Source organism: Photobacterium sp. GB-56 (genome assembly GCF_003026105.1).
GTDB lineage: Bacteria > Pseudomonadota > Gammaproteobacteria > Enterobacterales > Vibrionaceae > Photobacterium.
This window is the reverse complement of sequence record NZ_PYNW01000001.1, coordinates 346320-358512: the sequence shown is the minus strand read 5'-3', so window position 1 is coordinate 358512 and position 12193 is coordinate 346320. Positions and strand designations below refer to the sequence as shown.

The window sequence follows — 12193 nt, the reverse complement described above, 5'->3', positions numbered from 1 at the left end:
ATGGTATGAGTAGTAAAAATCCGCCGTTAGATAATGACCTCTGGCTAGCTGCTATATTGTGGCTATGCCAGCATTACAGTATTCGCTGTCATCGTCTAAAAGTCACCACAGGTTTACCCTTAGTAGAGGGTAAGCTTGACGATTCTCTGTTTGAACGTGCAGCCAACCAAGCACAGTTGGATGTTGGCTTGCACCCAAAAAATAAGCTACCAGCAGCAAGTTTACCTGCCGTTGGTATTACCGAGGCTGGCTCACCCATCATTATCAGTGAATACACTGATAATGTATTTAAAACCGTCCAGTTTCAAACTAACGACAATCATCCCCCAACTCCCATTGTCTCTCAGCAATCAAGCGACGAGTTAACACATCTGCTCAGCGGCGATGTCTGGCAAGTTTCGCCGATCCAAGTTGCTGACCCGCGCGTGGATGATATTAAACCTAAGCCGAAAAAACATTGGTTACGTGCAGCGATTTCAGAGGTAAAACCTTGGTATCGAGATCTGCTTATTGCCTCTATTTTTATCAACCTACTCGCTCTTGTTGTGCCGTTGTTTACCATGAACGTCTACGATCGCGTGGTACCCAACCAAGCCTTTAATACCTTATGGGTGTTGGCGGCTGGGGTATCCATTGCGTTGATATTTGATTGGTTATTACGCGAAGCACGAAGCGCTATCACCGATATGGCTGGGCATCATATTGATACCAAACTATCAGCCATTTTAATGCAAAAAGTCTTGGGGATGAAACTTGAACATCGCCCCCAATCAGCCGCTGCATTTGCACGTCAAATTCAAGATTTCGACAGTGTGCGAGAGTTTTTCACGTCAGTCACTTTAGTTACCTTGGTTGATTTGCCTTTCACCTTGTTCTTCCTTGCATTAATTGGTTGGCTTGGCGGACCTATGATGTTTGTTCCTATCGCTGTAATGGCGGTGCTATTGCTCCTAAGCACCATTATGAAAGGAAAAATTGGTCAAACATTGGATGAATCCGCTCGCTTATCGACCCAGAAACAAACCCAACTATTAGATAGCTTATATAATCTGTCTGATATCAAACAAAACAATGCTGAAGGCATCATCCAACGCCGTTGGGAGCAAACCGTCTCTGCACTCTCTGATTGGCATATCAAATCACGAAAATACACCAATGTTGTTTCTCATTCGGTAATGAGTAGTCAGCAAATCGTAACCATAGGCTTAATTATCATTGGTGTTTATCGTATTTCAGAAGGCTTGCTTAGCATGGGTGGCTTGATTGCTATTGTTATGCTGAGCGGTCGAGCCGCGAGTTCAATCAACCAGTTATCGATGTTAATGCTGCGCTATCAGCAAAGCCGCTCTGCTATTACAGGACTTGATCAAGTGATGGCATTACCGCAGGAAAGTAATGAGCATCAGGTCATGGATCGCGGTGAGTTTAACGGTAACGTTCAGTTAGATGATGCGAATTTCGCCTATCCTGAGCAGCAATTCAACGCCCTTAGCCATATAAAATTAGCCATCCGCCAAGGTGAGCGTGTTGGAATTATTGGCGCGGCAGGCTCAGGTAAATCCACTCTGTTAGCCCTACTTTCTTATCAATATCGTCCAAGTTCAGGACAATTGTATTTTGAAGGGATTGATGCCCAGTTATGGCCGCCCGCCGCCCTTCGTAACAACATCGGTTGGGTTGGACAGCAGCCAGCTCTTATTTACGGCACTATTTATGAAAATATTCTATTTGGCTGTGATGACGTCGATGAAAAGCGCCTAAGTCATGCCATAACCACGTCGGGCTTAAATAGCTTTATGGATCGCCTTGCCAACGGATTAGAAACCCAAGTCGGTGAAAATGGCCGTAATTTATCAGGCGGTCAACGCCAAGCAGTCGCACTGGCTCGCGCCCTGTATCGCTCACCTAGCCTATTGCTGATGGATGAACCAACGAGCGCTTTAGATCAACAAGCAGAAGAACGTTTTCGTCAAGCCCTGCATCAATTACCGCGTGATATCACCATGGTAATTAGCTCTCACCGCCAGTCTATTTTGGCGCAATGTGATCGAATTATTATGCTAGAGCGTGGGCAAATAGTGGCTGATGGTGATGCAAAAACCATTCTTGCTAAACAAAAACCACAACGTCCAGTTAGCCGTGTTCGATCCGTCAGTATTGTTCAAGGAGGCGGTAATGAGCAGTAATTTAAAATGGGCAAATCAAAAACACGCCTATCGTTCTCGTAAAATCGTTTGGCTTTGTTCACTACTAGTTATCTCTATTATCACTTGGGCTGCTTATTCCAAATTGGAAGAAGTGGTCGTGGGTGATGGCAAAGTTGTACCGACCCTCGCCATTCAAAAAATTCAGAGTTTAGAAGGCGGTATTATTGAACAAGTCTTAGTTAAAGCAGGCGAACAGGTAAAGAAAGGTCAGCCTTTAATTATTTTAGATGACACCCGTTTCCGTACCGCTTTCCAAGAATCTGATGAGCATTACCGTACTTTACAAGCGCAAATCAAACGCCTGAAAGCCGAATTAGACACCGTAAAAGTCGATACCAAGGAAAAAGATTGGAAAAAACAAATCACAATTTCCCATCAAACTATCGCTTTTGATGATTTAAGTAAGCGTGCCCAGCTTAATGCTAAAGCCAACTACAACGAACGTATTGGACAAATTGAGTCACAACTTGAAGAAGCACAGCTTACGATTGAACAGCAAACTGAAGCGTTACGTGATGCGAAAAGTAATACATCCACACTTTATAGCAGTCTTCGTTTAGTCAATAAAGAAGCCAAAATGCTCGAAGGTGCGGTAAAACGTGGCGCAGTTGCGGAAGTTGAATTAATCCAAACACGTCGCGATCAGGTGAAACTACGTGGCGAAATTGCCAGTTCAAAAGTCGCACAACAAAAAGCGTCAGCAGCATTACGTGAAGCCATTGTGATGCGCCGCAATCTTGCGTTGGAATTTAGAACCTCAGTCCAAGCACAACTCAATGAAGTGACCAATCAGTTTGCCCAATTAGAAGATAGCCAAGAAGGATTAGCCGATCAGTTAAAACGCACTGAAATCACCGCCCCAATGGATGGCACTATTAAAGATATTTTAGTGCGCTCATTAGGCGGTGTTGTAAAACCCGGTGAACCCATCATGGAGTTAGTGCCTAATGACAGTAAGTTAATCGTTGAAGCACGAATTTCGCCGCAAGATATTGCTTTTGTACAAACAGGATTAGAAGCCACCATTAAATTTACAGCCTATGATTTTGTGGTTTACGGTGGACGTAAAGGCACGGTGACATATGTCAGTGCTGATGCCCTACAAACAGAAGACGGTACCGCTTATTACCGCGCCCATATTCAGCTCCATGATGATCCCGAAACACGTTTGCAAGCCATTCCTGGCATGCAAGCTATGGTGGATATCTTAACGGGAGAAAAAACCGTTTTGAGCTACTGGTTAAAGCCGTTATTACGCGCCAAAGCAAGTGCATTAAGAGAGCCATAACATTTAGCTAATTAGTCATGCCGTTTTACACAAAACGGCATACAGAATAAGAGATAAAGGAAAAGGAATGCGTTTATCATCATTAATAGCAGCTGCGCTATTTTCATCAAGTGCTGCGCACGCGCTCTCTTTAGAAGAGTCTGTTGCCTCAGCCATTGATTACAGCCCACAAATTGCGGGGCAATATGCCCGTTTTCAATCAGTACTTCGTGAAGTCGATGGCGCACAGGCTGATTACTTGCCACAAGTAAATCTATACGCTGCTGCGGGTTATGAAGAAACCCGTTACAACAGTGGCAATAAAATCCCAAAAGACGATCGCGGCATGAACCGAACTGAAATTGGTTTCAAAGCCTCGCAGTTAATCTTTGATGGCTTTAAAACCTCAGCCAATACTGATCGTCTGAGCTATGAAGCAGAATCTGAGCGGTTAACCTTGTTATCTGATGCAGAAGATATCTCATTAGATACCACACGTTTATACATGGAAGTACTGAAAGCCAAAACCATTCATGAATTAACCCAACGTAACGTTCGTGAACATGAAGCGATTTACCAAGATATTCTGGATAAAAACTCAAAAGGTTTAAGCAGTAATTCTGACTTGGCCCAAATCGCAGCACGTGTTGCGACGGCGCGCTCATCACTCATTGCCGCCGAAAATAACCTCTACGATCTCGATGCCCAATTTATGCGTTTAGTTGGAAAACCGGCAACGGGTTTAGTCGATCCTGTGGTCGATACTGCCCTGCTGCCTAGCAGCAAAGAAATTGCTATTAAACAAGGTATTAAGCAGCATCCTGAAATTCAAGCCGCCATGGCTGATATTCAAGCGGCACGTGAAGAAATTCGCCGTGAAAAAGGCAATTACTTCCCTGAATTTAAGCTAGAAGTACACGCAAATGCCAACGACAACGTGGGGAACACACTGGGTCCGGATCAAGATGCCCGTGTCATGCTAACCATGAATTACGACATCTATAACGGCGGAAAAACCAATGCTGATACAGAAGCCTCTGCATGGCGTCATGAAGAAGCACGTACTATCCGTTTGCGTGCAGAACGTGAAGTGGTTGAAGGGACAACCCTAGCGTGGAATGCCTACAACATGTTAGAGCAACAGAAGAAATTGTTAAAACAGAACGTTGATGCAGCAAAAGCCGCTGAAATGGGTTATGAAGAACAATTTCGTTTAGGCCGTCGTAGCTTACTTGACGTACTTGATGCAAAAGTAGAAGTGTTCCTTGCCCGCAAGAACTACATTAATACCGAATATGACCACACCTTAGCGGCATATCGCATTCTTAATGCTATGGGTAAATTGACCTATGCGTTACGTGTTGAATACCCAGAACAATGGCAGGCGAAGGAGCAATAATCATGAAAAAATCACTACTTTCTCTCATTTTATTGCCTTTGCTTTTAACTGGCTGTGCAGATATGCCTGATACTCAAGTCACTCGCCATCAGATTGATGATCTTCGCGATCATGATAAAGATGGCGTGATCAATCAACGGGATATGTGTGCCGATACGCCTGCTGGTACGCAAGTTGATATTACTGGCTGTGCACCTTGGGAAGTGCAGCCAAAATACGACATCCAGACAGTTTACTTTAACTTTGATGACGACCATATTCGCTTAGATCAAAATGAAACCTTCACTCAACTTTTTGATTTATTAAAGCAAAAGCCACAGGCAAAGGTCATCCTTGTGGGTGATACTAGCCCTGAAGGTACAAACGAATACAACAAAGCATTAGCGCAACGTCGTACAGGTGTGATTAAAGATGCATTGATTGAAAATGGTATTGCACCTGAGCGCATCTCAGAGCAAGAGTTTACGCAGGTGACCGAATTAACCAAGCACCTAAAGAAACGTGAGCGACGCACCATTGCTGTTATAACCAGCAACCAAATGGAGCCTGTAAAAAAATGGACAATTTACAGCTCTGAGCAATCAGCGCAACATGCATCAACAGCACAGTGAGGGAATACTCGTGAATAAATCAACTTTAACTTACATGTTACCACTGGCGCTGTTTGCTTCTTCTGCTTATGCCGATAGCAGTAAAACCATTGCGGTTGAAAATGAACTCAATACCGTTGTCAACGAGCTAATTTCAACAGCTACGTTGAACAATCATTTACTCACCGAACAAAGCAATGATATTCAAAAAGTCATGATTGAAGATGGGGTAAAAATTGGTATTAGCTCTCGTCGTTGGTTAGATAGCGAAGTCGCCGTTTTTAAAGATAAATACGGTTATAAACCAACCGAGCTGTACTTTACATCCGATGCCATCGCCATTTTGGTTAATGAAGATAATCCAATTAAGTCTATTTCAATCAATGCACTGGCTGATATTTTTGGCTGCCAATCATCATTAAAATCAATTCAATGGCAGACAGTAAGTCCTGTACTTGCCAACAATACTGAACTGGCACAAGTACACGCTTATTCAGTCAATGGTGATTTATCAGCACACCGTAATTTCACCAAGATGATCACCTGCTACGATGGCCAAAAAACGGCAACTAAATCGTTAAACAGCCGTAAAGATTTAATCGATACTATTGAATCAAAAGAAAACGCCATTGGTTACACCGTATATCAAAGCCAAGATAAAGATATTAAACGTATTGATATTATTGATAAAAATGGTGAGCGTTTTGGTCTAGATCATGAAACAATTTTATCAGGCCGCTATCCACTTGCTAACGTTTATTACATGTATCTGAATTTAGAGCCAACAAATAGCTCTCTATCGCCGCAGCAAGCAGCCTTTGTCAATTACGTAATGACACCAGAAGCGCAACAGACACTGACTGACAACGGCTTTATCAATTTACCAGCAGCGGCAATTACGCGTAACAAAGTCGTATTAAAGCAGCAGCAACCTGAAATTCAGGGCGGTTATAAATAATTTAACAATTGTTTTAAAACAGCCATGAATTGGTATCTATCGCTATCAAAGCAACAGGGGCCTTTACGCCCCTGTTTTTTATACTATCGCGTATTTTTAATCATACCGCATTCGGTACACGGAACATGCGGCGACACATTTCTAAAAACTGACCATAAACAATCCCCAACGCACCAGAAACCACGATATTACTGGTTACAGCAGTGACAATTTGATCAAAGTTCGCCCCTACAACTAATAATATGCAAGCATAGATCGGTGATTGAAATAACACATAAGCCACCATATCAGAGAAGCCCTTCATCCAACGTTTTGTTGAAAAGCGCATACCTGTTCGGATCATGTAATCTCTAAACATGCCATAAGGCCAAGCAATCGCAATATTAACAGGGATAGATAATGTTCGTGATGCTAACGACTGCTCAAACGACATACCTGAAATAAAGATCTCAATCATCATGCCAGCGGCAAAGCTAAACACAACCATCGCAAAAGTATCTGCTGCGGCATTTCTATACTTTAAAGGAAACTTAATCACAGACATGGCTATCTCTTACCAAACAATAAACTAATTAAAACACTGCTTAGAGTGACCTTCACTGCCTTTAAATTTATAAGCAGTTTATTTGCGTATTAAAACAGAGTTTAACTAAAATAAGACACCATATTTTAATGTTATTTTCATTCTGGTAACTAACTTTCAATATAAAAATAGTGTTTTAAACTGCCTTTATTCAAACTAGCCAGTGTAATCATTTATTTATATAGAGATTAACTATGCTGCGCCCTTTCTCACCTTCATACAGATAATAAAAAATCCGAACACTCATAATAAGTGCTCGGATTTATAGATATTCTTTTCTCAAATTATCCAGTTAGTGATTGACGACTAACTGTGCTTCATTTTCACCGTTAGGTAATTGGATGGTTAATGCAATCACAAAAGAGACAATCAATAATGCGAACATCAAGTAGAACGTTGCAATAAAGCCACCAAAAACGGATGCGACAATTGAACCAATCAAGCTACCAACACCGAAGCCTAGGTAAATAACAATGCACATACAGCCACTAAACAGATCGTCAACGCAATCGCTATTACCTTAGTACGTGCGATTTTATCTGTCAGAATACCAAGTACAAACGTCCACAGATGTTGGACAATAAATATTAATCAAATAACGGTGAATACCAGCAATCATCCATCAACTTTCACTCCCATATAGGTATTTAACACTGCAAAAAGGAGCAGTAAAAGAGACATAATGATAGTTTAAAAGGTCGACAATGTTGTTTTTTAACAATCGACTGAAAGTGCGGGGTTTGTGTTAATCAAAAAAGTGCCATTAATAGTAAAGCAGCACGTTCAAATACTGCTACCAACATCATTAATTGGTCGTTATACACAAGTAACCGACTAATAAGGATATAAACGCAATTATACGAAATATAATTTTAGTCATTGGTTATGAAACAAAAGTTTGCAAAAACGGGTCATAGTTATCGTCACGGGTAATTTATTGATTAAATAATTAAAATCGCATTGCTTATTGCATAATTATAATTACTATCAGCATCGTCTTACGTCTCTTATACCTTAAGACGGCAACCTTTTTTAACCATGAGAACACGGTATGTTACCTGCGTTTTACTTTCTTTTAATTGCCGTGTGTATTTTACCGACATTGCCAGGGCTACTCGGTGTAGTGATCACTGCATTAGGGTATATGCCACCATTAGGGCTAACTCAATTCTCATTCAACGGCTTTAGCCAAGTATTACAATGGCAAGGTGTCGAACACTCCATTGCCTTAACATTTTATACAACGGCAGCTAGCTGTTTTCTTGCTGGTTTATTTACTTTTGCAATCATCCAAACCTGTTGGGGCACCCGCCTGTGGCAGCGAATTGAATCAGCATTAAGCCCTCTTCTCGCTATTCCCCATGTTGCTTTCGCGATTGGCTTTGCCTTTTTATTTGCGCCAACAGGAATGGGCGTTCGTTTATTGTATTCAGTACTTCCAGCCAATCTCAGTACTCATGCTGTCAGTGAAACCGCGTTACTGATCAATGATCCATATGGCTTAGGGCTTATCGTTATGCTCGCCTTAAAAGAGACGCCTTTTTTAGTGCTAATGAGTATTCCGGTTCTCCAACAATTAAATATTGAGCAAACCCAAAAAGTATCAACATCTCTGGGCTATAACCGTGCTCAAACATGGTTAAAGTGTATTTTCCCTCAGTGGTTACCTAAGATGCGTTTTCCTCTATTTGCTATCGTGGCTTATGGTGTCTCTGTCGTCGATGTTGCACAAATTATAGGGCCAACCAATCCACCCACCTTTGCTGTTTTAGTCTGGCAATGGTTTATAGATCCAAACCTACAACTCATGCCGCGAGCTGCCGCTGGGGCAATCATGCTATTTGTTATCGGCACAATATTATTAGGTATTACGGTGGCGATAGAATGGCTACTCACCCAATTTTTTAAACAGTGGCAATGGTCGGGCAGATATGGTTTTGCATTACCAGGAAAATCACTTTTTACCCTATTGCTGACATTAACAGCGTTGATTATCCCAATATTAAGTCTATGGTCAGTCGCACTGCGTTGGCGCTTTCCTGATGTACTTCCAAGTCGTTATAGCTTGCGCTTTTGGCAACTAGAATGGAGTCATATTCTTAGTACAATCAACATCAGTGTGGTGATCGCACTGATCAGTGCATCGCTTGGATTATGTTTTGCCATTGTCGCGCACGAATATCGTATAAAACATAAATGGCATATTCCTCACTACATTATTGCTATTCCGATGCTGATCCCACAGCTATCGTTGCTCTTCGGTTTGCAAGTACTAACTTTATTTTCCTCACTGAATACTTATCTACTATGGGTCTGTTGGGCACATCTCTTTTTTGTTTTCCCTTATGTCTATCTCGCACTTGATGGCCCTTATCGCAGTTATGATCAACGTTTAACTCAAATTGGATTAAGTTTAGGGAAAACACCTTTTCAGGTATGGCTTAAAATAAAGCTGCCGCAATTATCATCGGCATTTATTTTTGCATGGGTTATTGGCATTAGCGTCAGTTTGGCACAATACCTCCCAACATTAATGCTGGGTGCTGGCCGAATAAGTACGTTAACGACAGAAGCCGTAACCCTTGCCAGTGGTTCGGACAGGCGAGTTACCGCTATTTACGCCTTATGCCAAGCGCTGCTCCCGTTCGGCTTTTTTATTTTAGCTCGACGAATAAACCGACGAAAAACAATAAACGTTTAAAAATAGAGTCAACTAATCATGAGTCTACATATCAACAACGTCACAATATCAATGTCTAATGGTGATGCTTTACTGACTTCTTTTTGCTTACAAATCGCAAAAGGAGAAATCGTGACCTTAATGGGAGCGAGTGGCTGTGGAAAATCCACCTTATTAAATTACATAGCAGGCCATTTAAGTGATGCATTTCAGGTACAAGGTAACCTTATATTAAATAATAACGATATCACCGAAGTACCTGCTCACTTACGTCAGATAGGCATGTTATTTCAAGATGATTTGCTCTTTCCTCATCTATTAGTCTGGGAAAACCTTGCGTTTGCACTACCCAATCGCATTAAAGGTAAAGATCGCCACAAGCTGGCTCTTAATGCCCTTGAAGAGTTGCAGCTATCAGCGTTAGCAAATGCTTACCCTCATCAAATTTCAGGTGGGCAACGTGCGCGAATTAGCCTTACTCGACTGTTATTAGCCCAGCCTCAATTAATCTTATTGGATGAGCCATTCAGTAAATTAGACAGTGGCCGCCGTGCACAATTTAGAGATTGGGTTTTTAACCAAATTCAGCAAGCACAAATACCCACTTTAATGGTGACGCATGATAAACAAGACATCCCAAACAATAGCCGTGTGATCAATTGGCAAACGGAGAGCCATTATGCTCGATAATGTAAGTATTAAGCTTATTAAAGCCCCGCTGAATATTATTGCAGCCCGTCTACATCCCTATGGTATTACTGCAAATCAAGTCACCTTTACAGGCTTTCTTATCGGTTGCTTAGCGTTTCCAGCTTTAATGACAGAGCACTATTTCATTGCCCTGTTTTTTATCTTGCTCAATCGTATTTGTGATGGTGTTGACGGGGCTCTTGCACGTATTCAAGGTATTACTGATGCGGGTGGCTTTCTGGATATTAGTTTGGATTTTTTATTCTATTCCTTAATACCTTTCGGCTTTGTACTCGCCAATCCAGAGCAAAATGCCATTGCTGGCGCATTTTTAATCTATGCCTTTATTGGAACGGGCAGCAGTTTTCTTGCTTTTGCTGTTATGGCCAGTAAGCGAGGTATTGAAAACCCCGTATATCGTAATAAATCATTGTATTACATGAGTGGATTGACAGAAGGCACAGAAACAATTGCTTGTTTCATCCTCTTTTGTTTGTTCCCTCAACACTTCGCAGTCATTGCCTATATTTTTGCGTCAGCATGCTGGTTTACCACTTTTACGCGGATATATAGTGGATTTAACACTTTAAAATAAGGAGTTAGAATTATTTTTACCTTCAAACTTCTTTTTAACCTGCTCTAAAAAAACGGTTTCGGCTGTTGGCGATCCTACACGATTCGCCTCTAATAATAATTTTAGTGCTTTAGCAAAATCCCCTTTATTTAAAGACTGAGTGATTAATTGATTATAAATTCTTTCCGTTTCTACAAGCATACGTTCACTTTTCGTTGAAGTTTCTTGTTCAACTAATTTAACAGGCAACTCATCGGTTGAATTGTTTGACCATGAATTTTTATTATTATCAACTGTTTGAAATTTAAATGGATATTCTGCTTTTTTTGCTATCTCTTGATATGCTTTATAAGTTTGAGAATCATCAATAATATTTATATTTTCTTTTAAAGGTGTTGAAGGCACTTTTTTCAAAGGTACAACCAAAGGAGCTGCAGCAACTACTGGTGATGGCGATGGTATTACATTTTTCTTGATATTTAATGGTATTAGCTCAACATCTACCATTTCTGTTATTCTCTTTGTTATAGACACATCATCAAAAGATAAACTCCCCTTGGTATACAAATTGACAAGCTCTTGTCCACTAGGGGTATCGAATATAATCTTAGTACCTTCATGACTTTGAGGTGTGAATATAATCATATAAGGTGTTTTTCTACTTAACCTTATATTTTTAATACTATAGCTTTCGTCTTTTCCATTATTTTCAAAATCAAAAAAATTAACTGATTTAAAAAGTGAAAGTTTATCATCGAAGATCATAACATTAGGTGAAAATACATTATTACTTGTAATTTTGCTTTCAATAGAGAATGTAATATCCTCAATACCATCAGCTAATTTATAAGCTTTATATAAACTTTTTTCACCAGAAAAGTAGCCAATATTTGATTTTTCATTGATATAAAGTTTCTTTTCTTCACCATTTATCACTTGCCAATCTATATATTCAAACGATCTACAACATACAAAAGACTTTGATGTTGGATCATTATCAGACAAACTGAATAAGTGCGATGAGCAACCACTTAATAAAAGCCCTCCTAAAATAATAACATACCAATATTTTATCATAGTTATACCTAACTCAATATGTTTAACTTATTTAAGGTTTATATGAACATATAAGTACTATAGTAAATATAAAAAATTAATCTCTCTGCTATTCGTATTATTTTTAAGAATTAAAACGAGCAACTTGTCTGGTAAGACATAAACTTAAGCTGTATAGGGGTTTATTTC

At 40.3% G+C, this 12193-nt stretch carries 10 protein-coding genes and 1 pseudogene; 8 read left to right on the top strand and 3 right to left on the bottom strand.

The features are described from left to right. Nucleotides 1-5 precede the first annotated feature (5 nt). The 5 genes from C9J42_RS01765 (at nt 6) to C9J42_RS01745 (ending at nt 6421) form a co-directional block, all read left to right on the top strand. Nucleotides 6-2186, top strand: coding sequence for a type I secretion system permease/ATPase (locus C9J42_RS01765; RefSeq protein ID WP_107259448.1), 2181 nt, complete (start codon nt 6-8; stop codon nt 2184-2186). Further along, nucleotides 2176-3495 carry an HlyD family type I secretion periplasmic adaptor subunit gene (locus C9J42_RS01760; protein WP_107245533.1) on the top strand — a complete coding sequence of 440 codons (1320 nt, stop codon included), beginning with the start codon at nt 2176-2178 and terminating at the stop codon, nt 3493-3495. Before C9J42_RS01765 ends, C9J42_RS01760 begins: the two co-directional genes overlap by 11 nt. A 67-nt stretch (nt 3496-3562) precedes the next feature. Beyond that, entirely contained in the window at nt 3563-4873 is a 1311-nt protein-coding gene (locus C9J42_RS01755) for a TolC family outer membrane protein (protein WP_107205642.1), read from the top strand. 2 nt (nt 4874-4875) lie between these two features. Next, nucleotides 4876-5484, top strand: coding sequence for an OmpA family protein (locus C9J42_RS01750; RefSeq protein ID WP_107287048.1), 609 nt, complete (start codon nt 4876-4878; stop codon nt 5482-5484). A 10-nt stretch (nt 5485-5494) separates the two neighbouring features. After that, nucleotides 5495-6421 carry a PstS family phosphate ABC transporter substrate-binding protein gene (locus C9J42_RS01745; RefSeq protein ID WP_107205640.1) on the top strand — a complete coding sequence of 309 codons (927 nt, stop codon included), beginning with the start codon at nt 5495-5497 and terminating at the stop codon, nt 6419-6421. A 100-nt stretch (nt 6422-6521) separates the two neighbouring features. Here C9J42_RS01745 and C9J42_RS01740 read toward each other — a convergent pair whose 3' ends face one another. Together C9J42_RS01740 and C9J42_RS01735 are read right to left on the bottom strand one after the other, a co-directional pair. Further along, the gene (locus C9J42_RS01740) at nt 6522-6965 is read right to left on the bottom strand and encodes an L-alanine exporter AlaE (RefSeq protein ID WP_107205639.1); all 444 of its coding nucleotides are present in this window, start codon (nt 6963-6965) and stop codon (nt 6522-6524) included. Between the two features lie 331 nt (nt 6966-7296). Next, nucleotides 7297-7562: pseudogene (locus tag C9J42_RS01735) on the bottom strand (oxalate/formate antiport family MFS transporter); the annotation flags it as partial. A 493-nt stretch (nt 7563-8055) separates the two neighbouring features. Here C9J42_RS01735 and C9J42_RS01725 point away from each other — a divergent pair. The 3 genes from C9J42_RS01725 to C9J42_RS01715 are packed head-to-tail and all read left to right on the top strand — an operon-like array spanning nt 8056 to nt 10969. Continuing rightward, the gene (locus tag C9J42_RS01725) at nt 8056-9705 is read left to right on the top strand and encodes an ABC transporter permease (protein WP_107287050.1); all 1650 of its coding nucleotides are present in this window, start codon (nt 8056-8058) and stop codon (nt 9703-9705) included. Between the two features lie 18 nt (nt 9706-9723). Then, nucleotides 9724-10374: an ATP-binding cassette domain-containing protein gene (locus C9J42_RS01720; RefSeq protein ID WP_107287051.1), complete on the top strand. Its 651-nt coding sequence runs from the start codon at nt 9724-9726 to the stop codon at nt 10372-10374. Further along, nucleotides 10364-10969, top strand: coding sequence for a CDP-alcohol phosphatidyltransferase family protein (locus C9J42_RS01715; RefSeq protein WP_107259438.1), 606 nt, complete (start codon nt 10364-10366; stop codon nt 10967-10969). The genes C9J42_RS01720 and C9J42_RS01715 overlap by 11 nt, the downstream gene beginning before the upstream one ends. Here the strand turns inward: C9J42_RS01715 and C9J42_RS01710 are convergent. Continuing rightward, on the bottom strand, nt 10961-12025 hold the full coding sequence (locus C9J42_RS01710) for a MalM family protein (RefSeq protein WP_107287052.1): 1065 nt from the start codon (nt 12023-12025) through the stop codon (nt 10961-10963). The genes C9J42_RS01715 and C9J42_RS01710 overlap by 9 nt on opposite strands. Between the last annotated feature and the right edge of the window lie 168 nt (nt 12026-12193).